This window comes from Kribbella sp. NBC_01484 (assembly GCF_036227145.1).
Lineage (GTDB): Bacteria > Actinomycetota > Actinomycetes > Propionibacteriales > Kribbellaceae > Kribbella.
In genome coordinates this window covers 4137316-4159579 of the sequence record NZ_CP109437.1, presented here as the reverse complement: position 1 = coordinate 4159579, position 22264 = coordinate 4137316, and the positions used below count along the sequence as shown (strand labels likewise).

General features: G+C 69.5%; 22 protein-coding genes. 13 read left to right on the top strand and 9 right to left on the bottom strand.

Features of this window, described 5'->3' with window-relative positions:
* Window positions 1–147 precede the first annotated feature (147 nt).
* From OG555_RS20400 to OG555_RS20390, 3 genes are all read right to left on the bottom strand, one after another.
* Window positions 148–1080, bottom strand: a complete 933-nt coding sequence (locus OG555_RS20400) for a neutral zinc metallopeptidase (protein ID WP_329484500.1) — start codon at window positions 1078–1080, stop codon at window positions 148–150.
* Window positions 1081–1190: 110 nt separating this feature from the next.
* Window positions 1191–2093 carry an alpha/beta hydrolase gene (locus OG555_RS20395; RefSeq protein ID WP_329484499.1) on the bottom strand — a complete coding sequence of 301 codons (903 nt, stop codon included), beginning with the start codon at window positions 2091–2093 and terminating at the stop codon, window positions 1191–1193.
* A complete protein-coding gene (locus OG555_RS20390) occupies window positions 2093–2653 on the bottom strand; it encodes a PH domain-containing protein (protein WP_329484498.1) in 561 nt (186 codons plus the stop codon). Before OG555_RS20390 ends, OG555_RS20395 begins: the two co-directional genes overlap by 1 nt.
* A gap of 46 nt (window positions 2654–2699) precedes the next feature.
* Between OG555_RS20390 and deoC the strand changes: the two genes are divergently transcribed.
* From deoC to OG555_RS20370, 4 genes are read left to right on the top strand one after another with little or no spacing between them, the layout of a single operon-like run.
* A complete protein-coding gene (gene deoC, locus OG555_RS20385) occupies window positions 2700–3656 on the top strand; it encodes a deoxyribose-phosphate aldolase (protein WP_329484497.1) in 957 nt (318 codons plus the stop codon).
* A gap of 3 nt (window positions 3657–3659) precedes the next feature.
* A complete protein-coding gene (locus tag OG555_RS20380) occupies window positions 3660–5096 on the top strand; it encodes an aldehyde dehydrogenase family protein (protein ID WP_329484496.1) in 1437 nt (478 codons plus the stop codon).
* Window positions 5086–5961 (top strand): aldehyde dehydrogenase family protein, encoded by an 876-nt coding sequence (locus OG555_RS20375; protein ID WP_329484495.1) that lies wholly within the window; start codon window positions 5086–5088, stop codon window positions 5959–5961. The genes OG555_RS20380 and OG555_RS20375 overlap by 11 nt, the downstream gene beginning before the upstream one ends.
* Window positions 5962–6001: 40 nt before the next feature.
* Window positions 6002–7015 (top strand): S66 family peptidase, encoded by a 1014-nt coding sequence (locus tag OG555_RS20370; RefSeq protein ID WP_329484494.1) that lies wholly within the window; start codon window positions 6002–6004, stop codon window positions 7013–7015.
* Between the two features lie 297 nt (window positions 7016–7312).
* On the opposite strand, the gene OG555_RS20365 is transcribed toward OG555_RS20370, so the two are convergent.
* A complete protein-coding gene (locus tag OG555_RS20365; RefSeq protein ID WP_329484493.1) occupies window positions 7313–8329 on the bottom strand; it encodes a serine/threonine-protein kinase in 1017 nt (338 codons plus the stop codon).
* Window positions 8330–8386: 57 nt separating this feature from the next.
* On the opposite strand from OG555_RS20365, the gene OG555_RS20360 reads away from it, so the two are divergent.
* Window positions 8387–8926 carry an RNA polymerase sigma factor gene (locus tag OG555_RS20360; RefSeq protein ID WP_329484492.1) on the top strand — a complete coding sequence of 180 codons (540 nt, stop codon included), beginning with the start codon at window positions 8387–8389 and terminating at the stop codon, window positions 8924–8926.
* A gap of 16 nt (window positions 8927–8942) precedes the next feature.
* On the opposite strand, the gene pepN is transcribed toward OG555_RS20360, so the two are convergent.
* Genes pepN through OG555_RS20345 form a run of 3 tightly spaced genes read right to left on the bottom strand, consistent with a single transcriptional unit; the run spans window position 8943 to window position 12892 of the window.
* Complete coding sequence (gene pepN / locus OG555_RS20355) at window positions 8943–11384, bottom strand: aminopeptidase N (RefSeq protein ID WP_329484491.1); 2442 nt, start codon at window positions 11382–11384, stop codon at window positions 8943–8945.
* Window positions 11385–11411: 27 nt separating this feature from the next.
* Complete coding sequence (locus OG555_RS20350; protein WP_329484490.1) at window positions 11412–11780, bottom strand: hypothetical protein; 369 nt, start codon at window positions 11778–11780, stop codon at window positions 11412–11414.
* Window positions 11781–11800: 20 nt separating this feature from the next.
* Window positions 11801–12892 (bottom strand): FAD-dependent oxidoreductase, encoded by a 1092-nt coding sequence (locus OG555_RS20345; protein WP_329484489.1) that lies wholly within the window; start codon window positions 12890–12892, stop codon window positions 11801–11803.
* 70 nt (window positions 12893–12962) lie between these two features.
* On the opposite strand from OG555_RS20345, the gene OG555_RS20340 reads away from it, so the two are divergent.
* On the top strand, window positions 12963–13664 hold the full coding sequence (locus OG555_RS20340) for a TetR/AcrR family transcriptional regulator (RefSeq protein ID WP_329484488.1): 702 nt from the start codon (window positions 12963–12965) through the stop codon (window positions 13662–13664).
* On the opposite strand, the gene OG555_RS20335 is transcribed toward OG555_RS20340, so the two are convergent.
* Window positions 13661–14536 (bottom strand): LysR family transcriptional regulator, encoded by an 876-nt coding sequence (locus OG555_RS20335; protein ID WP_329484487.1) that lies wholly within the window; start codon window positions 14534–14536, stop codon window positions 13661–13663. The genes OG555_RS20340 and OG555_RS20335 overlap by 4 nt on opposite strands.
* Window positions 14537–14618: 82 nt before the next feature.
* Here OG555_RS20335 and OG555_RS20330 point away from each other — a divergent pair, with 82 nt between their 5' ends.
* Window positions 14619–15362 (top strand): sulfite exporter TauE/SafE family protein, encoded by a 744-nt coding sequence (locus OG555_RS20330; protein WP_329484486.1) that lies wholly within the window; start codon window positions 14619–14621, stop codon window positions 15360–15362.
* A gap of 225 nt (window positions 15363–15587) precedes the next feature.
* Here the strand turns inward: OG555_RS20330 and OG555_RS20325 are convergent, their stop codons facing one another.
* Window positions 15588–16079 (bottom strand): YkvA family protein, encoded by a 492-nt coding sequence (locus OG555_RS20325; protein ID WP_329484485.1) that lies wholly within the window; start codon window positions 16077–16079, stop codon window positions 15588–15590.
* A gap of 171 nt (window positions 16080–16250) precedes the next feature.
* Between OG555_RS20325 and OG555_RS20320 the strand changes: the two genes are divergently transcribed.
* The 6 genes from OG555_RS20320 (at window position 16251) to xylB (ending at window position 22249) form a co-directional block, all read left to right on the top strand.
* Entirely contained in the window at window positions 16251–16943 is a 693-nt protein-coding gene (locus OG555_RS20320; protein WP_329484484.1) for a response regulator transcription factor, read from the top strand.
* Window positions 16940–18199, top strand: a complete 1260-nt coding sequence (locus OG555_RS20315) for a sensor histidine kinase (protein WP_329484483.1) — start codon at window positions 16940–16942, stop codon at window positions 18197–18199. Before OG555_RS20320 ends, OG555_RS20315 begins: the two co-directional genes overlap by 4 nt.
* A gap of 233 nt (window positions 18200–18432) precedes the next feature.
* On the top strand, window positions 18433–18873 hold the full coding sequence (locus tag OG555_RS20310) for a hypothetical protein (RefSeq protein ID WP_329484482.1): 441 nt from the start codon (window positions 18433–18435) through the stop codon (window positions 18871–18873).
* Window positions 18874–18937: 64 nt separating this feature from the next.
* Entirely contained in the window at window positions 18938–19339 is a 402-nt protein-coding gene (locus OG555_RS20305; RefSeq protein WP_329484481.1) for an ABC transporter permease subunit, read from the top strand.
* Complete coding sequence (locus tag OG555_RS20300; RefSeq protein WP_329484480.1) at window positions 19336–20814, top strand: mannitol dehydrogenase family protein; 1479 nt, start codon at window positions 19336–19338, stop codon at window positions 20812–20814. The genes OG555_RS20305 and OG555_RS20300 overlap by 4 nt, the downstream gene beginning before the upstream one ends.
* Before the next feature lie 10 nt (window positions 20815–20824).
* The gene (gene xylB, locus OG555_RS20295) at window positions 20825–22249 is read left to right on the top strand and encodes a xylulokinase (protein ID WP_329484479.1); all 1425 of its coding nucleotides are present in this window, start codon (window positions 20825–20827) and stop codon (window positions 22247–22249) included.
* The last annotated feature ends 15 nt before the right edge of the window (window positions 22250–22264 follow it).

Sequence of the window (22264 nt, the reverse complement as noted above, 5' to 3'; positions counted from 1 at the left end):
GATCCCGAAACAAGTAACCACACGATCGCAGATCGTGCAGGTGTCTCCAAAACGCAACAGCCGCCCGGTACGGCAACGCGTACCGGGCGGCTGGGTTACGTTACTGCTCCGACCCCGAGACTGCTCGGACCTCGAGCGTGCTGAAGGTCAGGCGACGTACGTCGAGGTCGCGTTGAAGGTGTTGCAGTTGCCCGCGACGGTGTAGGTGTGCCTCGCATTGAAGCCGGAAGTCGACCAGAACGCGTGGTTCTTCGGCGAGCCGTGGTCACGGACGCCACCCGGCTGGTCGCCCATGTGGCTGACCAGGTAGTTGAACTGCACCAGCAGGCCACCGCTCATCGGGTAGTACAGCTTGTTCGCGCCGATGTAAGCGGCGCCCAGGCAGGAGGCCTGCAGCTCGCGGCGACGGCTCTCCTCGAGCCGCGCGGCGTTGGTGCTGAAGGCGTTCTGGCGCGTCCAGGACGCGTTCAGGATGCCGGTCAGGAACTGGACGTGGTGACCGTACTCGTGCGCCATCATCTGCGTCGCCCACGCCCGTGCGTAGGTCGGGTTCGAATTCCACTGCGCGATGATCTGCGACGCCGGGATGTAGATGACGCCGCCGTTCCCGCTGCAGTAGTACCCGGTCGTGTTGTTCACGACACCGCAGAGGGTGTTGATCTTGGTGGCGGTGGTGACGACCAGCTTCGGCTTCACCTTGTACGCCGCGCCGGCCGCCTTCAGCGGGACGGCCCAGGCCGCGTACATGCAGTTCCACAGCTGGGTGTCGTAGGCCTGGACGCCCGCCAGGGTGCGGAGCGAGACGTTGACCTCCTTGCACTTCGACGGCGTGATCGCCGGCGTCTTGTAGAGCCGGTTGTAGCGGACGATGTTCGTCGTCGAGGACATGGTCGTCAGGGCGGCACCCGCCGGCGGCCTGCTGACCGCCTGGTTCGGGGTCTCGGCCGGCTGCGGCAGGACCGGGGTGGCTGCAGCCGCAGCCGGGGCGGCCTGCGCGTTCGGAAGTGCCAGGGCTGCGAACCCGGCCAGGGCAGCGACACCGGCCAGGCCACGCAGGGTGGTGCGGGAGAGGTTGAACATAGCTCCGCTCTCGATGATGAAGGGACCTGTCGTGCCCATCCTGGAGTGAACAGGGGTTCATGTCGGGGTGGACACGGGCTCTGACGCCGCGACCCGCGCCAGAGTTCCCCTCAATCGGCGAGTTTCGCCCCCAGAAACCGCAACTGGTCAGGAAGCATGCGCCGCCAGTAACCGGCGGTGTGCGCCCCCGCCTGCTCCCCACCCGCCGCGTGCAACTCCATCCGCAAGTCCTTCGCCGCCCCCGCGAACGGATCGTCCCGCCCACAATCGATGCGCACAGCAACATCCTTGAAGTCGTCCCGGCGACCCAGAACCTGGTTGTCACCGAAGTCACCTGCCCCGTCGAACGCACCCGGAGCAGCGTCGCCGAAGTGACGCCAGAGCGCCGGACTCAGCGCACCGACCGCAACCGCTGTTCGATCCACGGGGACCTCTCGCTGCAGGAAGTCGCGAGCGGCGAACAGCAGGGCGCCGTACCCGCCCATGGACCAGCCGAGCAGGGCGTATCGCTCGGTCCGCAGTCCACGTTTCGCCAGCAGCGGCAGCAACTCCTGGTCGAGCATGACGATCGGGTCGTCCCCGGTGAGCCGCTCATGCCAATAGTTGGCCTGCCCACCGTCCACGGTCGCGAGCGCGAACGGCGGCGAGCCGGCCTGGACGGCGGACGTCAGGTAGCGGTCGATGCCGAGGTCGTTGACCGCGGACGTGTGGTCGCCGCCACGACCGTGCAAAACGAGCACGACCGGCAACTCCGCCGACGGACTGACCCCGTGGGGATAGATGACGCTGTACCCAACCGTCGTACGGCGAGCAGCGGACGCGAAGGTGTCCGCCACAACCAGGCCTGCCGGGACGTCGGGGACGACGCCGTCGCGCCCGTTCAGGCCGAGGGTTTTGTGGATGCGCGCTCGGCCTGGGAGGGCTCCTGTTTCCAGGGCGGTGACTGTTGCGGCGCTGGTGACGGCAGCGGCGGCTGCCGTGCGGAGGAGCGCACGGCGGGACAGCAGCGGCATCAGCGCAGCAGCGCCGCCACTACGGCGACGACAGCGAGGACTCCGATGGCGATCAGCTCCGGGCGGGCCCAGCTGGTGACCACCTCGCCACCGGCCTGTTCGCCGTACTGGTTCATGTGGGCCTCGATCCGGTCGACGACGAAGTCGGCGCGGGAGATCGAGCTGTCTTCCGGGAGCCTGGCTCCGCCGACCCGTTGCTTGCGAACGTCACGCATGACGAGTACGACGCCGGGAGCCCGGAACTTGTTGTCGCCGGCGTGCACGCGCAGGATGTCGGCGACGTCGACCCCGGTCACCTCGGACCACGGGATCTCATGGTCGCGCAGATGGTTACGGAGCAGGATGTGCTCAGGGCTGAGAGTGACCGACGGGCGGATCAGGAAGACGTACGCGAGCACCATCACGATGCCGATCACACAAGCGACCAGGAGACCGCTGGCACTCCGCCACTCCACCACGATGTCGATCAGCGCCAGGACGCCGATCCCGACCACCAGGAACCCGGTGATCCGGTTCGACGTCGACAGGTACCGCTCGGTGTCAGATGACTTCGACTTCACCAGCACAAAGTAACCGGCATGGTGGAACGGCACTAGACTGCCCAGGGTGACCACTCTCGACAGCGGCGTCGACTCGTTGGCCGACGTGACCTCGTCCGAGGACCGGCTGCGCCGGTTCCTGCTCGGCCTGCCGGGCGTCGACCAGGTCGGCGCCGAGGCCAGGGCCGCCACCCTGAGCACCCGGTCGATCAAGACGACTGCCAAGGCCTACGCACTCGACCTGGCGATCCGGATGATCGATCTGACCACACTCGAGGGGCAGGACACCCCGGGCAAGGTGCGGGCCCTGTGCGCGAAGGCGAAACGGCCCGACCCGGCCGATCCGACCGCGCCGCCGGTCGCCGCGGTCTGTGTGTACCCGGACCTGGTGGCCACGGCCAAGCACGAGCTGCGCGGCTCGGGGATCAACGTGGCGAGTGTCGCAACCGCCTTCCCCAGTGGGCGTTCGAGCCTCCCGATCAAGATCCAGGACACCAAGGACGCGGTCGCCGCGGGCGCCGACGAGGTGGACATGGTGATCGACCGCGGCGCGTTCCTGTCCGGGCGGTACGGCCTGGTCTTCGACGAGATCGCCGCGATCCGCGAGGCGGCCGGCGACGCGCACCTGAAGGTGATCCTGGAGACCGGCGAGCTGGTCACCTACGACAACGTCCGGCGCGCGTCCTGGCTGGCGATGCTGGCCGGCGCGGACTTCATCAAGACCTCGACCGGCAAGGTGTCCCCCGCGGCGACGTTGCCGGTGACGCTGGTGATGCTGGAGGCGGTCCGCGACTACCACGAGTCCACCGGCCTGCACATCGGCGTCAAGCCGGCCGGCGGCATCCGGACCGCGAAGGACGCGATCAAGTACCTGGTCACGGTCAACGAGACGGCCGGACCGGACTGGTTGGACCCGGAGCTGTTCCGCTTCGGGGCGTCCAGCCTGCTGAACGACCTGCTGATGCAACGCACCAAGCTGGCCACCGGGCACTACCCCGGCCCCGACTACTTCACGCTGGACTGAGGCATGAGCAGATTCGAGTACGCACCGGCCCCGGAATCGCGGGCCATCGTCGACATCAAGTCGTCGTACGGGCTCTTCATCAACGGCCAGTTCGTCGACGCCACGGACGGGAAGCCGTTCAAGTCGATCAGCCCGTCCTCGGAGGAGGTGCTCGCGGAGATCAGCGAGGCCGGTCCGGTCGATGTCGACAAGGCGGTGAAGGCGGCCCGCAAGGCGTTCGAGAAGGTCTGGGGCCCGATGGCCGGGCGGGACCGGGCGAAGTACCTGTTCCGGATCGCGCGGCTGATCCAGGAGCGTGCGCGGGAACTGGCGGTGCTGGAGTCGCTGGACAACGGCAAGCCGATCCGCGAGTCGCGTGACGTCGACATCCCGCTGGTGGCCGCGCACTTCTTCTACTACGCGGGCTGGGCGGACAAGCTCGAGTACGCCGGAGTCGGCGACGACCCGCGGCCGTGGGGTGTCGCGGGCCAGGTGATCCCGTGGAACTTCCCGATGCTGATGCTGGCGTGGAAGATCGCCCCGGCGCTGGCCGCCGGCAACACCGTGGTGCTGAAGCCGGCCGAGACGACGCCGCTGACCGCGCTGGCGTTCGCGGAGATCTGCCAGCAGGCGGACCTGCCACCGGGCGTGGTGAACATCGTCACCGGCGCCGGCCGGACCGGGCAGGCTCTGGTCGAGCACCCGGACGTCGACAAGGTCGCGTTCACCGGATCGACCGCCGTCGGCCGGGCGATCGCGAAGTCGGTCGCGGGCTCGGACAAGGCGGTCACGCTCGAGCTCGGCGGCAAGGCGGCGAACATCGTCTTCGAGGACGCGCCGATCGACCAGACCATCGAGGGCATCGTCAACGGCATCTTCTTCAACCAGGGCCACGTCTGCTGCGCGGGCTCGCGGCTGCTGGTCCAGGAGAGCGTGTACGACGAGGTACTGTCCCGGCTGAAGCGCCGGATGGGCACGCTGCGCGTCGGCGACCCGCTGGACAAGAACACCGACATCGGCGCGATCAACTCGTCGGCCCAGCTGGCCAAGATCCGCGAGCTGTCCCAGATCGGCGAGGACGAGGGCGCCGAGCGCTGGTCGCCGGAGTGCGAGCTGCCGCCGCAGGGCTACTGGTTCCCGCCGACCGTGTTCACCGGCGTGTCCCAGGCGCACCGGATCGCCCGGGAGGAGATCTTCGGCCCGGTGCTGTCCGTGCTCACCTTCCGCACCCCGGCCGAGGCCGTGGAGAAGGCGAACAACACGCCGTTCGGGCTGTCCGCCGGGATCTGGACCGACAAGGGCTCCCGGATCCTGTGGATGGCCAACCAGCTGCGCGCCGGCGTGGTCTGGGCCAACACGTTCAACCGCTTCGACCCGACCTCGCCGTTCGGCGGCTACAAGGAGTCGGGCTACGGCCGCGAGGGCGGTCGCCACGGTCTGGAGGCCTACCTTGCCCACTAAGGACAACTCGAGGCTCGAGGTGCGCAAGACCTACAAGCTCTACGTCGGCGGCGCCTTCCCCCGCAGCGAGTCCGGCCGGTCGTACGTCGTGAACGATGCCAAGGGCAAGTTCCTGGCGAACGCGTCGCAGGCCTCCCGCAAGGACGCCCGGGACGCGGTGGTCGCGGCCCGCAAGGCGTTCGGCGGCTGGTCGGCACGCACGGCGTACAACCGCGGCCAGGTGCTCTACCGGATCGCCGAGGTGATGGAGGGCCGGCACGAGCAGTTCAGTGCCGAGGTGGCGTCGTCGGAGGGTCTGTCGATCAGCAAGGCCCGCGCGGTCGTGGACGCGTCGATCGACCGCTGGGTCTGGTACGCCGGCTGGGCCGACAAGCTGGCCCAGGTGGTCGGATCCAGCAACCCGGTGGCCGGCCCGTACTTCGACTTCTCGTTGCCCGAGGCAACCGGTGTGGTCGCGGTGCTGGCGCCGCAGGACTCCAGCCTGCTCGGCCTGACCAGCGTGATCGCGCCCGCGATCGTCTCCGGCAACACGGTCGTCGCGGTCTCGTCGTACGCGCGTCCGTTGCCGGCCGTGACGCTGGGCGAGGTGATGGCGACGTCCGACGTACCGGGCGGCGTGGTGAACATCCTCACCGGCTCCGCGTCCGAGGTCGGCCCGTGGCTGGCGTCGCACATGGACGTGAATGCCATCGACCTGTGCGGGATCGAGGAGCCGGACGAGGCCCGCGACCTGGAGGCCGCGGCGGCCGACAATCTCAAGCGGGTGCGCCGCCCGGCCGAGGAGGACTGGACCGAGTCTCCGGGCCTGTCCCGCCTCACGCAGTACCTGGAACTGAAGACCGTCTGGCATCCGATCGGCGTCTAAATCGATCCCGCCTGGGCCGGAAGCGTCGTACAGTCGCCGCATGGTGCAGCCTGGTGACAAAGTCGCGATCGTCTCACCGTCCCGTGGGCTGCCGGAGATCTTTCCCGGGCCCTACGAGCTCGGCCTGCGGCGGTTGCGCGACGACTTCGGCCTGATCCCGGTCGAGTATCCGACGACCCGTGTGCTCGGGGCCTCCCCGCAGGCACGGGCGGCCGACCTGCACGCGGCCTGGTCGGATCCGTCGATTCGCGCGGTGATCGCGACCATCGGCGGCGACGACCAGCTCACCGTGCTGAAGCACCTCGATCCCGGGGTTTTCCAGGCGAACCCGAAGCCGTTCTTCGGGTACAGCGACAACACGAATCTGCTCAACTTCCTGTACTCGTTGGGCTTGCCGGCCTTTCACGGCGGCAGCGTGATGGTCCAGTTCGGCCGCGGCGGCGCGATGCACCCCGACTCCGAGCGGTCGCTGCGGGCCGCGCTCTTCACGCCGGGCGAGTTCGAGCTGACGCCGGCCGCGGAGTGGACCGACCACGACCGCGACTGGGCCGATGCGGTCAACCTGGAGACCGAGCCGCCGATGTTCCCGGGCACCGGCTGGATCTGGCAGGGCACGGAGCCCGTCAGCGGGAAACTCTGGGGCGGCAACCTGGAGATCCTCGACTGGCAACTGTCCGCCAACCGGTGGATGCTGCCCACGGACTCCTACGGCGGCGTGCTGTTCCTGGAGACCAGCGAGGAGATGCCCGGCTCCGAGATGGTCTACCGGATCCTGCGCAACTTCGGCGAACGCGGCCTGCTCGAGCGTTTCGACGCGGTCCTCTGGGGCCGCCCGAAGTCCTGGTCGCTGGAGAACCACTTCACGCCCGAGCAGTCCGTCGCCTACATCACCGGTCAGTACCTCGCGGTCGACCGGGCCCTCGCCGAGTACAACCCGGACGCGCTCGTGGTCAAAGGCCTCGACATCAGCCACACCGACCCTCAACTGGTCCTCCCGTACGGCGGCCAGGTCCGGATCGACCCAGCCGCCGAACGGATCACCGTCACCTACTAACCGCACCTGCAGTCACAGACGACCGCGGGATCCCGGTCCACCGCCACCCACCGGTGAGATCGCGTACCGCGGTCAGCGTCGGCGCGGTTGGCGGGGCCGGGGCTGCTGTGGCGGTTGTTTCGGCGGCTGCCGACGCGCCGAGTGTGTTTTTGGAGGGTTTTGGGTGGAGGCAGGTGGTTTGGGGAGGGTTTTACCCCCGCAGAGGGACAAAACCCTCCCATGTCCACGCCGCGCCCGGGACCGCCGGCCTGCACGCCCGTACCACCCAACGGACACCTGCCCGGATCTGGTCGCATCTCACCGACCGAACAGGAACCAGCCTCCGACGCTTGCGGCCACGAACACCACCGGCAGCGAGAGTAGGAACCAGGCCCGGTTGCGGCGCCGGCGGCGTACCGGCGGGTCGGTGGCGACGGTCGTCGGGGGGGTGTCGTCGGTGATGCTGGTCCGCTCCTCGGCCCGCAGCGGCGCTTCCTGTTCGAGCCGGTAGGCCTCCGCCTCGAACCGCTCGGCCAGTGTGTCGGCACGCTCCCAGCGGTCGGGGACCCGGTACGCGAGGGCCCGGGTGAGGATGTCGTCGAGCTGACCGACCGCGCCGTGCAGCATCGGCCGCAAGCTCGGCGGCGGCAGGTCCGGATCGCGGTTGAGCACATCCCCGATCGAACCCGCGGAGTACGGCGGATGCCCGGTCAGCAGCGCATACGTCACCGCGCCGACCGCGTAGATGTCCGCCCGCTCGTCGAATCCACCGTCACCGCGACCCTGCTCAGGAGCCATGTACGACGGAGTGCCGACGGCCTGGGTCAGTCCGGAGGCCTCCGCGGCGCGCTTGGCCAGGCCGAGATCGGCGAGCACTATGCGGTGCGTACCGCCGCCGGACTCGTCACCCTGGTTGGGCCGGAGCAGCAGGTTCGCCGGGGTGACATCACGGTGGACAACACCCTCGCTGTGCAACGCGGCGACCGCCCGCGCCAGGTCCGCTCCCCACCACAACGCGTCGACGGCATCCAGCGGCCCATGCTGCAGCACGTCGCCTAGCGTGCCACCGCCGACGTAGTCCATCACGAAGTACGGACGCCCGTCCGGGAGCTTGCCCAGGTCGAAGACCCGGACCACCCGGTCGCTGGCGATCCGGCGCATCAGCCGCGCCTCGGACAGGAAGCGTTCCCGCACGTCGGCGCGCGACGCCCAGTTGTCGGCGAGGATCTTGACCGCCACGTCCACGTCGAGGTCGTCGTCGTACCCACGCCAGACGGTCGCGAACGCGCCCGCGCCGATCTTGTCCTGCAGCCGGTACCTCCCGATGGCATCCATCCCGGCTATTGTCGTGCACAGTCGAGCTAAGCGACGAAACATACACTCTGAGGGAGCATGAACGAGGATCTGGAACACCTGGCGGCACGCGCCGCCGCGGGGGACCAATCCCTGCTTCCGCAGATCCTGCAGGCGATCCGGCCGCAGGTGCAGCGCCGGGTGGCCAAGTTCCTGCCGTACCGCGAGGACGCCGAAGAGGCGGTCCAAGACACCCTGCTCCAGGTGGCCAACAAGATCCACACCTTCAGAGGCACCGGCAGCTTCGCCGGCTGGGTCACGATCGTGGCCACCAACCAGGCCCGGCAGACCTACCGATCGCTGAAGCGGCGCGCGGTCGAGCAGTCCGCCGAGGTCCTCCCGGAGTCCGTCGACCCGCGGACGACGTCGGTGATCGCGGGCTCCCGCCTGGACCTGCTCGAAGCGCTTGAGTCACTCGAGTCCAGCCATCCCCAGCTGGTCCAGCCGCTGGTCCTGCGCGACCTGGGCGCGCTGTCGTACGCCGAGATCGCCGACGAGCTCGATGTCCCGCTCGGCACGGTCAAGGCCCGCATCCACCAGGCCCGCAAGGCCGTCGCCGAACGCCTCACTGTGCGCTGACCCAACTCTGGCGGATCTAGCCGAAGGTACGGCGTACCTCCACCGCCCGCCGGAGATCGTCGAGGAAGTTCGCCGTCTGCCGGCGGATGCCCGGGACCACGCTCTCGTCCGCGATCAGCGCCTCGGCCGGCCCGATCAGCTCGGCGTCGATCGCGAACCGCGGCGCGATCCGGTGCACGGTCAGCGAGACCACCATGCCGGCCCGGATCTCCCCGGTCCGCGCGATGTCGGTGAAGAACCGCTTGACGTACGGCGCAGTGATCGCAGCCTGACCCGGATGCCAGAAGCCCTCGGCCGCGGCCAGCAGTTCCTTCACCCCGACCGACGAGTCGGTCATGATCCGCGTCCAGGCCGCTTCCTTGCCGTCGGGCAGAGCTGCCCGGCAGCGTGCGGCCTGGTTGACACCTTCGGTCGACTTGTCGCGCGCCAGCTCGGCATCGATGTCCTTCGCCCCGAGTTCGTTCAGCCGCACGAGTCGCAGGACCAGCGACCACCGCAGATCCGCGTCGATCTCCAGACCGGCCGGGATGCCGGCACCGTCGAGCCACGACTTCAGCAACTCCGCGTCGTCCGTGGTCACGATGAACCCGCGGGCGGTGACCAGCTGCAGACTGCTGCCCGGTGCACTGCTCGCCAGCTTGTTGCTCAGAGCATCAGCGACCGGAGCGCGGTACTCGTCGTAGTCCAGGTAGCCGCCGAGGACCCGGTCCTCCAGCCAGCGCACGAGCGAGCCGACGGCGATGTCGCTGTCCTCGTGCTGGATGGTGGCGAGGAACAGGTCGAGCGCCAGCCGCGGATCGAGCTCGGCGTCCGCGGTCGTGTCACGGATCGAGTTCCAGATCACGGCCCGCGTGGTGTCGTCGGCGATCTTCGGGAGCACCGCCGGGAGATTGGCCAGGCTGGTGGCGTCGAGCCGGATCTTGGCCCACGTGTCGTCGTTGGCATCCGGCACGATCACGGCGCTGTCGTTGCTGAGGGCAACTTCTACGGTGTCCTGGTCGAGCACGACGTCGACCAGGGTCGCCGCGCCGGTTTCGTCGTACCCACCGATGCTCAGCTTGTGCAGGCGGCGGGAAGCGTCCGGGCTCGTGCGGTGCAGGACGACTCCACTCGGCGTGCGTTCGACCGTGATCGTGTCCAGGCCGGACGTGCGCAACCACTGCTGGGACCAGTTGTCCAGGTCGTCGGCGCCGGCCTCGGTGAGCTTCTCGATGAATTCGTGCAGGTCGGCGTTGCCGTACTCGTGCGCCTCCAGGTGCGCGTTGACGCCCTTCAGGAACACGTCGTCGCCGAGGTACTTGGCCAGCTGCTTGAGGACGGCGGCACCCTTCGCGTACGAGATCCCGTCGAAGTCGTCGAGCGACTGGCGGGCGTCCTTCAGGCTGTCCGGCGCGACCGGATGCGTCGAGCTGCTCTGGTCGGTCTGCAGGCCCCACCACTTGCGGACGAAGGCGAAGTCGGTCCAGTTGCCGCCGTAGCTGGTCGCGTCCTCGGACACCCGGTGCGCCATGTACTCGGCGAACGACTCGTTCAGCCACATGTCGTTCCACCACTTCATGGTGACCAGGTCGCCGAACCACATGTGCGCCATCTCGTGCACGATGATCCGCGCCCGCGTGCTGCGTTCCGCCTCGGTGGCCTGGCTGCGGAAGACCAGGTGGTCGGCGAGCGTCACGCAGCCCGGGTTCTCCATCGCGCCGAGGTTGAAGTCCGGCACGAACGCCTGCCAGTACTCGCCGAACGGGTACCGCTGCCGGAACATCCGGTGGTACTCGTCGAACGCCTCCCGGGTGGTCCGGAACAGGTCCTCGGCATCGCGGTCCAGGTGCGGCTTCAACGACTGCCGGCAGGCCAATCCGAGCGGGATCCCGTCGTGCTCACTCCGGATCAGGTGATACGGGCCCGCGACAATCGTGACGAAGTACGTCGACAGCGGCTTGGTCTCCGCCAGCGTCCACTCCCCCGGCGCGACCTGCGTGGCGGCGCCGTTGCCCAGCACCACCCAGTCCTCGGGACACTTCACGCTGATCGTGTACGGCGCTTTGAGGTCAGGCTGGTCGAAACACGGGAAGTAGCGCGGCGCCGACTCCAGCGACGACATGCCGTAGGTGTAGACCCGCCCGTCGGCCGCGTCGACGGACCGCTGCAGACCCTCGCCATCCGCGGAGTACTTCAGTTCGGCGGTCACCACCAACTCGTTCTCCGCCTGCAGACCGCTCAGCGGAAACCGGCCGCCGTCCAGCAGACCGACGTCGAGCGAGGCGCCGTTCAGCTCGACCGCGCGCAGCCGTTCGGGTTTCACGTCCACCCAACTGCTGTCACTCGCCGCCCCGAAGCGGATCCGGCTGGTCGTCACGAACGTGTCACCCGATCCGGTCAGGTCGAACTCCACCTGGTACGACCGCACGGTCAGATCCACCGCCCGTCGCCGGGCCTCGTCCACAGTCAAAGCGCGCATGCGGAGAACGCTATCTCGCCGACCCAATCACTGGTTGCGAACCGCGGCCGCCGCCAGTGTCGCCACCGCCCGGATCTGCTCATCCTCGGTACTCTCCAGCACCCTGGCGATCAGCTCCGCATCCTCCGGCTCCGCCAAGCTCGTCAAGACATTCAACGCACTCAGATGATCGAAGCCGGCCCGGATCTCCTCGTCCGCTTCGACCGGTGGCCGGGACAGGATCTCCCGCGCGACCAACCGCACCTCACCACCGAGCGGCTCCAGCGGATTCCCACCACTCAACCGCGTGTACGACGCCGCCACCTGATACATGTTCAGCGCCCGGCACACAGTTGCCACGTTGTCGCTGTGCAACAACGCCGCAAACGCCTGCAGCGGAATATCCGGCCCACTCATGCCTGCACCGTATTCGACCGCTACCCCTGGAAGAACTTCAGCATCTGCTGCGCCGCGTCCGGTCCGCTCATCAGCCGCGCCACGGCAGCCGACCGCTTGGCGACCGCGGCGCAGCGGGTCTGCATGACCGGCTCGTAAACGGCCACCGCCTTGTCCAGGTCGTCAGGGTTCGCGGCGACGGCGCGGCCGAGCTCGGCCGCGTCGAGCATTGCCTGGTTCGCCCCCTCTCCCACCGGTGGCATCAGGTGCGCGGCGTCGCCGAGCAGAGTGATCCCGGGCCGCGGCGACCAGGTCATGTCGATCGGCAGCACATGGGTCTGACGGACCACGAACGGCAGCTCGCAGGCCTCGACGAGGCGGTGGAAGCGCGGATGCCAGCCGTCGAGCAGCGCGGCGATCGTCGCGGGATCAGCCTCGAGCACCGGCTCCGGGCGATGCACCACCAGACCGACCCGGATGGTGCCGTCGCCGTTGCGCTGGGCAGCCACGGTCTGGCTCGGACCAATGGCCCAGTAGTTCCCCCTTCCCACCATCGCCGCGAGCTCCGGCTGGGTCCGATCGGCATCGTGGATGGAACCCTCGATCGCCGTCGTACCGGCATACGTGGGACGTACGTCGGTGAGCAGGGCGCGGACGCCGGAGTTTGCGCCGTCGGCGCCGACGAGGAGGTCGCACTCGGCGGACGTGCCGTCGGCGAACCGGACGACGTACCCACCACCGGGTCGCGGGTCGGCGCCGGCGAAGCTTCGGCCCCAGGAGATCGCGCCGGCCGGAAGCGAGTCGAGCAGCAGGTCGCGCAAGTCGCTGCGATCGATCTCGGGCCGCGCCATCGGCGCATCGTCCGCAGTGTCCTCCTGCAGCAACAACGTGCCGGTGTGATCCAGCAGGCGAAAGTCCTGGCCTTCCCGGCGGCCGACGGCGAGGAACTGCTCTTCCAGGCCGGCTTTGCGGAGTGCGAGCTGGCCGGTGTCCGTGTGCAGGTCGAGCATCCCGCCTTGGGTCCGTGCGGCCCGGGAGGCGTCGCGTTCGTACACGACCGCGTCGACGCCGTGGACGTGCAGGATCCGCGCGAGGGTGAGGCCGCCGGGACCGGCCCCGATGATCGCGATCATGCCTACTCCGTTCGATACACCGTATCTGACCGATACACCGTATCGTACGATGCGATGTATCGTCTCCGATGTGACGAATGAACCGGTGTGGGAACGGCCCGAGCCGACCGAGCGGCGCGCCCTGAGCCCGTTGAGCCGGGAGCGGATCGTGCGCGCCGCGCTGAGCCTGGCCGACGCCGAGGGCCTGGAGGCGGTGTCGCTACGCAAGGTGGCCGCCGCCCTGGACGCCGGCCCGATGCGCCTCTACCGGTACGCCGGCACGAAGGAGGAACTGCTCGAGCTGATGGCCGACGCGGTGTACGCCGAGATCCCGGCACCGACCGGTTCGACCTGGCGGGACATCTTCCGCTCCATCGCCCACAGCAGGCGGCAGGCTGCCCTCCGGCACGAGTGGTTCGCGGACCTGCTCGGCGGCCGCCCGCAGCTCGGCCCCGCCGCCCTGGCCAGCCTGGAAGCGTCCCTCGCCGCTCTCCGCGCGACTCGGGCGTTTCCTGATTCGACCGCGGTCATGAATGCCCTCGAAGCCCTGTCCTGCTTCCTGGTCGGCGCCGTCCGGAAGGAGATCACCGCCCTGCGCGACGAACGTGCCACCGGCCTCGACGAACACGGCTGGCGGGTCTCGACCGGCCCCTACCTCACCCGCATGCTTGCCACCGGCAATTACCCGGCGCTGGCCGAGACGATCCGCGAAGCCGGCCACCTCGACGCCGCCGCGGCCTTCGACCTCGGCCTCGAATACCTCCTCGACGGCATCGAGGCCAACCTGCCCTAGGTCGTCGCGGCCGCGTGCAGATGGGTTGCGAGGAGGTATGCGGGCTCCGGAGTGTTCGCGGCGTAGCAGAGTAGGTGCTGGCGGGTGGACCAAGAGTCCTGGAGTGGACAGATGTCGAGTGCGGCGATCGCCGCGACGGCTCGGCGCGGAACGATGGCCAGGCCGGCGCCCGCCGTGGCCAGCGTGATCAGGGTGTGCAGGTTCGGTACGACGGTGCGGTAGCGGGGTGCCGGGGCGTGCGGGCCGAGGCGTTCGTCCATCCACTGGGTGAGTGGGGAGTTGCGGTCGAGACCGACCAGGGGATGTTCGGCGACTTCGGCGTACGCGATGGAGGTGCGGCCGGACAGGGTGCCGCCGGCCTGGCCGATCACGACCAGGGAGTCGTCGGCGAGCGGTTCGGTGCGGAGGTCGGTGGGTTCGTCGTCGAGGATGACGCCGAGGTCGGCCTCTCCGGCGGCGAGGATACGGACGCTGCGGACTGTGCGCCGTTCGCTGACGTTCACGTCGTACTCCGGATGGTCGCGGAGGAACGTGGCGAGCGCGACCGGCACGAGTTGGTGCATGGCCGAGCCACCTGCGACCAGGCGGATCGGCGCGGACCGCGAGACGGCGTACGACGCGACGGCGCTGTCCAGGCGGGTGGTCTCGGCGAGCACCTCGCGGGCGTGCCGGGCCAGGGTGGCGCCCGCGGGAGTGAGCCGGACGCCACGGCGCTCGCGGACCAGCAGGGGTACGCCGGCCTGCGCTTCGAGCGCTCTGACCCGCGCACTGGCCGAAGGCAGGCTGAGGTGCATCACCCGCGCGCCGCCGGTGATCGAGCCCTCTGCTGCGACGTGAGTGAAGAGCCGGAGGTCGTCCAGGTCGTACCGCATGGCCTCAGCCTACGTCTCCGCCTTAGGCTGACTACGGGGATCGCGCATTGTGGAGTGCCGACCGAGCCGTGATCCTCGAAGGGTGCTGCTGATCCTCCTGGCCGGTGTCGCGGCCGGCGCGCTGAACGCCGTCGGCGGCGGCGGGAGCTTCGTGGCGCTGTCCGCCCTGGTCGCGGCCGGGATGCCGCCGGTCACCGCGAACGCGACCACCACCGTCGCGCTGCTGCCCGGGAACGCGACCAGCGCGTGGGTCTACCGGCGCGATGTGGAGGGCTTCGCCCGGCCGTCCCCGCGCCGGCTGACACTGGCGAGCGTGCTCGGCGGGGCGATCGGCGCCGGGTTGCTCTTGTTGTTGCCGTCGGCATCTTTCGAGGCGGCAGTGCCGTGGTTGCTGGCGTTCGCGACCGTCGTCCTCGCGTTCGGCAGGCGGCTGACCCAGGCGCTCCGGCTCGGCACGCCCGGGCCGGCGGCGATCCTGGCCGGGCAGTTCGTGCTGTCCATCTACGGCGGGTACTTCGGCGGCGCGGTCGGGCTGATGATGCTCGCGTTCTGGACCGCGACGACGACCCTCGACCCGGCCCGCGGCAACCCGCTCCGCGTCATCCAGGTCGCGGCCGTCTACCTGACCGCGGCCGTCATCTTCTTGTTCGCCGCCGACGTCCTGGCCCAGCCCCTACAGCTGGTCGTGCTCCTGGCCGGCGCCATCCTCGGCGGCTACACCGGAGCTCACCTGGTCCGCAGGCTTCCGTCCGCCGTACTGCGTTCGCTCGTCCTCACCACGGCAGTCGCGATGACCGCGCTCTTCTTCGTCCGGGCGTTCCGATGAACCGGGCCCAGCTTGCGATGGCCTACCAGGCATGCGAAGTGGCCGACCTGGCCCGGGACGCCGTCAGGCTTGACGATCCCGCCGAGGCGATCGCCCAGGCGGAGCTTGTCTTCGCCGCCGCACAGCAGTTGTTGAGGGCTGCGACTCGGCTCGCCCAGTCCGGGCGTCCCACCGACGCCTTGCAGCTCTTCGCCTACGAGTACCCCGAGGAGGCGGCCGCCGACATCACCGACTGGCTCCGCCGCTCCCCGGCTCACGACCCGGCAGCCGGTCCCGCTCATGGCGGAGGTAGAGACCCGTCGCCGTCGACACACCCGTGAGCAGCCACACCGCCACGCCTGCGTCGTCGGCCACCCCGATGACAGGCAGCAGGTCCGGCAGGATGTCGATCGGCGATACCAGGTACACCAGGGCCAGCACCCAGAGGAACATCCGGCGCTGTGGCAACTCCCCATAGGTCCCGCGCCGCGCGGCCCGGATCAACCGCGGCAACGCCTTGGCCCGGTCGACCACGTTGCCGACCGGCACCGGCTCGCCGCGGGCGATCTTCCGCCGCCGCACCTGCCGCCGCCGCACGATCCCCAGCGCGCCGACCACCAGGCCCAGCACCAGCAGGCCCACTCCGACCACGACAGCCGGCAGCCCGACGACATCCCCGTCCTCGAACACGAGAGTCAGGACCCCGATCAAGGCCAGCAGTCCACCGAAGTACGCCATCCACCAACTGTAGGGGTCCTCGGCCTTACAGGCCCTTCAGGACGGAGACAGGGGCTTGAACTCAGGGAAGCCGGGAGAACCACAGGAGGGCGGCCAACGACCGGAAAGGAGAGCGAAAGTCCGCCGAAAGAGCAGGCCTGACCTCAAGGATCGCCTCGCCACCTTGGTTGCGTGCGACTACTGGTGGTGGAGGACGAGGAAGGCCTGGTCAGTGCGCTGCGCTCCGGACTCGGCCGGGCCGGGTACGCCGTCGACGCAGCGACGACCGGGGCCGAGGCGATGGAGAAGCTCGCGACCACGGCGTACGACCTGGCGATCCTGGACATCACGCTGCCGGACACCAGCGGCCTGGACCTGTGCCGCGCGGTCCGCCGCGGCGAGATCGAGGTCGCGTCCGGCCGGGAGCTGCGGGTCCTGATGCTGACCGCGCGCGCCTCGCTCGCCGACCGGGTCCGCGGGCTCGACGAGGGCGCCGACGACGACCTGACCAAGCCGTTCGCACTGGTCGAACTGCTCGCCCGGATCCGTGCGCTGCTCCGTCGCGACGTCACCAACGGCAGCACGCAGTTGCACGTCGGCGACCTCGTCCTGGACTCGTCCCGCCACCTCGCGACCCGGGCCGGCCGCGAACTCCCGCTGACGTTGAAGGAGTTCGGCGTACTGCGTTATCTGATGTCGCAGCCCGGACACGTCGTGTCGGCGGAGGAACTGCTCGAGCACGTCTGGGACGAGAACGCGGACCCGTTCACCCAGAGCGTCCGGGTGACCGTCGGCACGCTGCGCCGCAAGCTCACCCAGGACGGCGAGGAACCCGTGCTGGAAACGGTGATCGGCCGGGGCTACCGGCTCAGAGGTGACTCATGAAGCTCAAGCGACCGCCGTGGACCCAGACGATCCGGTTCCGCCTCACGCTGACGTATTCCGCCGTACTGATCGCGCTGTCGGCGTTGCTGCTGGGTGGGGTGTACCTCGCGCTGTCGCAGATCCTCGATCCGAAGCCGCTGAACCAGATCGAGGTCCAGAAGTACTACAAGGATCACCAGGGCAACCTCCATCTCAAGCAGGGTCAGGTGATCCAGGCCGCCGAGATCTCCAGCTTCCAGTCCGCGGTGAACTACCAGACCCTGCAGAGCCTGCGGAACTACTCGGTCGCGGGCATGGCCGGCCTGTTCCTGGTCAGTCTCGGCACCGGCTGGTGGTTGTCGGGCCGAGTGCTCCGGCCGGTACGACGGATCACCGCGACGGCCCAGGAGATCTCGGCGACCGACCTGTCCCGCCGGATCGCTTTGGACGGACCGCGGGACGAACTGCGGAACCTGGCCGACACCGTCGACGACATGCTCAGCCGGCTCGAGTCGGCGTTCGTGGCGCAACGCCAGCTGGTCGACGACGCGTCGCACGAGTTGCGCAATCCGCTGGCGGTGATCCAGGCGAACGTCGACGCCGTACTCGCGCACGACGACACGCCACCGGAGGATCGCGCGCAGGCGACCGCGATCGTGAGCCGGGCGATCCAGCGGATGACGCGGTTGGTCGAGGACCTGCTCGCGTCGGCGCGGCGGTCGTCGCCGGCGTTCGTCGACGCGGACGTGGACCTCGCCGCGATCGCGGGTGAGGCGGCCGAGGAGTACGAACTGCTCGCGGCCGATCGCGAGCTTCACGTCGTACGGCGGCTCGCCCCCGGACCGACCGCGGCCGGGGACGCGTCGGCGCTCCAGCGCGCGGTCGACAACCTGCTGTCGAACGCGGTCCGGCTCGCCCGCGGCGGAAGCGAACTCGTCCTCGCCGTGGGACGTCGCAACGGCTGGGCCTGGATCGCCGTCCGCGACGAGGGCCCGGGGATCGCCGCGGACGACGCCGATCGCGTCTTCGATCGCTTCTTCCGCGCCGGCCACCGGCAGCACCCGGCCACCGTCCCCTCCAGCGGCGAACGCCGATCGGGCCTCGGTCTCGCCATCGTCCGCCAGATCGCCGAATCCCACGGCGGCACCGTCGCCCTGCACTCCGACCTAGGCGTCGGCAGCACCTTCGTCCTCTGGCTCCCCGAACGCTCCCTCACCAACACGACCCACCGAGCCCCCACCCCACCCCCCGAAGACCCGCTCGGCCCACGCCCCTAACGCCCCACGCCGCCCCGCGCGCCCGCCGGCCGCCGCCCGGCCGACGTCGTGGCGACTTTGTGCACCGTTGCCGCATCGCGCGTCGGCGTGTCGCGCGGACACGGTGCACAAAGTCGCCAGCAGAGGGGCAGCCGCGGTCGCTGGCGCCGCGGCCGGCCGTCGGGCGGGGGTGGTAACGCTCGGGCGCGGGGGGCCGATAACCGGGGCAGACCGCCCGACCACCTGGAGATCGCGTGCCGAAGCTGAAGTTGGGTGCTGTGATCTACGGGCTCGTCGCTGTCGGCTTGGCCGTTGGTGTCGTCTTGACCCTTCGGCACTACGGCGCGTATGCCGAGGTCCACGGCGCACCCCTTGCCGCAACGGTCGTCGTGCTCGCGGCAACGGCCCTGCTCTTGGCGGTCGGCGCGGTGACCCGGCGTGGCCTCGTCGCCGACGACGGACCGTGGATCTGCCGGCACGGCTGGATAGTGCTGTTCGGGTTGACCGCCGCTGGTTGGGTCTCTGCGTTTCTCAGCAACCAGGACGTCCCGATGTGGCCGACAGGTCCTACCCCGTTCCTCCCCCACTTCATCCGCAGGCAGCAGGAGTCGTACTACGACGGTGTCGCCGAGGCGGAGCGGGAGATCGCGGCTGTCAGAGCAGAGCCTGACGAAGTGCGTCCCCCTGGGTCTTGAACCAGTGGTTGGTTCGGTCGGTGAGTTCGGCTTCGCCGGTCGTCCAGCGTTGGTGGAACCACGGGTGGCCGGTCTCGGCGCCGCGGCGGACGTAGTCCATGCACCAGATGTGGTTGTGCGCGGCCGCGAGGTGCCGGTGGAGATCCTCGAGGCGGCCTCGGTCGACGGCGCCTCCCTGAGCCGCACGCTCCGGTCCGTGGTCGCGCCGGTCGTCACGCCGGGGATCGCGGCGGCCGCCCTGATCTGCTTCATCTTCAGCTGGAACGAGCTGCTGTTCGCCCGGGTTCTGACCGGCACAGTGGCGCAGACGGCTCCGGTGTTCTTGACTGGGTTCGTGACCAGCCAAGGATTGTTCCTCGCCAAAGTCTGTGCCGCCTCGATCGTGGTGTCGCTGCCGGTGCTGATCGCCGGGTTCGCCGCCCAGGACAAGCTCGTCCAGCGCCTGTCGCTGGGGGCGGTCAAGTGACTGTGCTGACCATCGACGCTTTAGGTGCTGTCGGCAACGAGGTCGGCGTGCCCGGCTACGACCGTACGGCGGTCAGCCCCGGCATCGTGCACTTCGGGGTCGGCGGCTTCCACCGGGCCCACCAGGCGATGTACCTCGACCGGCTGATGAACGACGGCAAGGCGCTGGACTGGGGCATCGTCGGAGTCGGCGTACTCCCGCAGGACAAGCGGATGTACGACGTTCTGGAGGCCCAAGATCACCTGTACACGCTGGTGATCAAGCACCCGGACGGGACCTTCGAGCCGCGGGTGATCGGGTCGATCGTCGACTACCTGTTCGCGCCGGACGACCCGTCCGCCGTCCTGGATCGGCTCGTCGACCCGGCCACCCGGATCGTGTCGCTGACGATCACCGAGGGCGGGTACAACGTGAACCAGGTGACCGGTGAGCTCGACACCTCCGATCCCGGGCTCACCGCCGATCTCGTACCCGGCGCCGTGCCGGTCAGTGTCTTCGGGTTCATCGTCGAGGCGCTGGCCCGGCGGCGGGCGGCCGGGATCCCGCCGTTCACCGTGATGTCTTGCGACAACATCCCCGGCAACGGTCACGTCGCGCGGAAGATGCTCGCCGGCTTCGCCCGGCTCAAGGACCCGGATATCGCCGACTTCCTCGAGACCGAGGTGCGGTTCCCGAACTGCATGGTCGACCGGATCACGCCGGTGACCACCGACGCCGACCGGTCCGCGCTGGCCGAGCGGTTCGGGGTCGAGGACGGCTGGCCGGTGGTGTGCGAGCCGTTCACGCAGTGGGTGCTCGAGGATGACTTCGGCGGCGATCGGCCGCCGTACGAGGATGTCGGCGTACAGATCGTCGGTGACGTCGAGCCGTACGAGCTGATGAAACTGCGGCTGCTGAACGCGAGCCACCAGGCGCTGTGCTACCTCGGGTACCTGGCCGGCTACCGGTACGCGCACGAGGTGTGCCAGGACAAGCTCTTCGTCGACTTCCTGCTCGGTTACATGGACGACGAGGGGACGCCGACGCTGCCGCCGGTCCCCGGGGTGGACCTCGACCGCTACAAGCACCAGCTGATCGAGCGGTTCGCGAACCCCGAGGTCCGCGACACCCTCGCGCGACTGTGCGGCGAGAGCTCGGACCGGATCCCGAAGTGGCTGCTTCCAGTGGTCCGTGAGCAGTTGGCGGCCGGGCGAGAGATCAAGCGCTCGGTCCTGGTGGTCGCGTCCTGGGCCCGGTACGCCGAAGCCGTCGACGAGGACGGGCAGTCGATCGAAGTGGTGGACCGGTTGCGCGACAAGCTGGTCGAGCGGGCTCAGCACAACCGCGAGGACCCGCTGGTGTTCATCTCCGACCCGGATCTCTTCGGCGACCTCGCCTCCGACGATCGGTTCGTCACGCAGTACGAGGCCGCCCTCCAGTCGCTCCACGAGACCGGCGCCCGCGCCACTCTCGAAGCGATCCAGGCACGGCCTTAGTCTGGGAGCCATGACTGAGCAGAGACTGGTGGCCGGTGTGGACTGCTCCACCCAGGCGACCAAGGTCGTCGTATGCGATGCCGAGACCGGAGCCGTACTGCGGGAAGGCCGGGCACCGCACCCGGACGGGACCCAGGTGGACCCGGCCGAGTGGTGGAAGGCGTGGGAGATCGCGTCCGACGGACTGCTCGACGGGGTCGAGACGATCTCGGTCGGTGGCCAGCAGCACGGCATGGTCCTGCTGGACGAGGCCGGCGAGGTCGTCCACCCGGCGGTGTTGTGGAACGACACCAGCTCGGCGGACGCGACGGTCGAGCTCGTCGACGAGCTCGGTGGTCCGGGCGCGTGGGCCGAGGCGGTCGGTTCGGTGCCGGTGCCGAGCTTCACGGTGACCAAGCTGCGCTGGGTGCGCGACAAGGAGGCCGCTGCCCGTGCGGCGGCCGTCGTCCTGCCGCACGACTGGATGACGCACCGGCTGGCGGCCGATCGGCACGGTATCGAGGGCATCACCACGGACCGCGGCGACGCGTCCGGGACCGGCTGGTGGTCCCCGGCCACGAACAGCTACCGGCCCGACCTGGTCGAGCTTGCCTTCGGCCGGCAGCTCGCCCTACCGCGCGTCGCCGGCCCGGCCGAGATCGTCGGCCGGACCGCTTTCGGTGCGGCCATCGCGGCGGGCACCGGAGACAACGCGGCCGCCGCACTCGGTCTCGATCTGCAGCCCGGTGACGTGGCCGTCTCCCTCGGCACGAGTGGTACGGCGTTCGCCCGTTCGGCGCACCCGACCGCCGACCCGACCGGCCTGGTGGCCGGCTTCGCCGACGCCACCGGCGAGTACCTGCCGCTGGTCTGCACCCTGAACGCCGCCCGGGTGCTGTCCGCCACCGCGGAGCTTCTCGGCCTCGATCTCGATGCCTTCAACGACGCCGCCCTGGCGTCCCCCGGGAGCAACGGTCTGGTCCTGCTGCCCTACCTCGACGGTGAGCGCACTCCCGACCTGCCGCACTCGACAGGCCTGATCTACGGCCTCACCCGCGCCACGATGCAACCCGCGACGATGGCCCGCGCGGCCGTCGAAGGTCTGCTCTGCGGTCTGGCCGACGCCGTCGACGCGCTCCGTGCACAGGGACTGCCCGTCCAGCGGGTCCTCCTGCTCGGCGGGGCAGCCAAGTCACGTGCCGTCCAGGCGCTCGCTCCGGCGCTGCTCGGGGCCGAGGTCACGCTCCCTGAGCCGGCCGAGTACGTCGCCTTGGGCGCCGCCCGGCAGGCCGCCTGGGCGCTGTCCGGCGCGGACACCCCGCCGACCTGGCAGGTCCCGGTCGGCAAGCCCGAGCCCTCGGTCATGACGGACGCCCAGGCTGCCCAGGTCCGGGCCCTGTACGAACAGGTCCTGACGAACACCCGGCCCTTGCTGTCGGCGCCGTACAACCAGTAGCCGGGGCGAGTGTCA

What these genes read in the sequence shown, in the direction of transcription:
- OG555_RS20400 (WP_329484500.1), bottom strand. Translation starts at nt 1,080, where the DNA reads ATGTTCAACCTCTCCCGCACCACCCTGCGTGGCCTGGCCGGTGTCGCT.
- OG555_RS20395 (WP_329484499.1), bottom strand. Translation starts at nt 2,093, where the DNA reads ATGCCGCTGCTGTCCCGCCGTGCGCTCCTCCGCACGGCAGCCGCCGCT.
- OG555_RS20380 (WP_329484496.1), top strand. Translation starts at nt 3,660, where the DNA reads ATGAGCAGATTCGAGTACGCACCGGCCCCGGAATCGCGGGCCATCGTC.
- OG555_RS20370 (WP_329484494.1), top strand. Translation starts at nt 6,002, where the DNA reads ATGGTGCAGCCTGGTGACAAAGTCGCGATCGTCTCACCGTCCCGTGGG.
- OG555_RS20365 (WP_329484493.1), bottom strand. Translation starts at nt 8,329, where the DNA reads ATGGATGCCATCGGGAGGTACCGGCTGCAGGACAAGATCGGCGCGGGC.
- OG555_RS20360 (WP_329484492.1), top strand. Translation starts at nt 8,387, where the DNA reads ATGAACGAGGATCTGGAACACCTGGCGGCACGCGCCGCCGCGGGGGAC.
- pepN (WP_329484491.1), bottom strand. Translation starts at nt 11,384, where the DNA reads ATGCGCGCTTTGACTGTGGACGAGGCCCGGCGACGGGCGGTGGATCTG.
- OG555_RS20350 (WP_329484490.1), bottom strand. Translation starts at nt 11,780, where the DNA reads ATGAGTGGGCCGGATATTCCGCTGCAGGCGTTTGCGGCGTTGTTGCAC.
- OG555_RS20345 (WP_329484489.1), bottom strand. Translation starts at nt 12,892, where the DNA reads ATGATCGCGATCATCGGGGCCGGTCCCGGCGGCCTCACCCTCGCGCGG.
- OG555_RS20335 (WP_329484487.1), bottom strand. Translation starts at nt 14,536, where the DNA reads ATGCGGTACGACCTGGACGACCTCCGGCTCTTCACTCACGTCGCAGCA.
- OG555_RS20325 (WP_329484485.1), bottom strand. Translation starts at nt 16,079, where the DNA reads ATGGCGTACTTCGGTGGACTGCTGGCCTTGATCGGGGTCCTGACTCTC.
- OG555_RS20315 (WP_329484483.1), top strand. Translation starts at nt 16,940, where the DNA reads ATGAAGCTCAAGCGACCGCCGTGGACCCAGACGATCCGGTTCCGCCTC.
- xylB (WP_329484479.1), top strand. Translation starts at nt 20,825, where the DNA reads ATGACTGAGCAGAGACTGGTGGCCGGTGTGGACTGCTCCACCCAGGCG.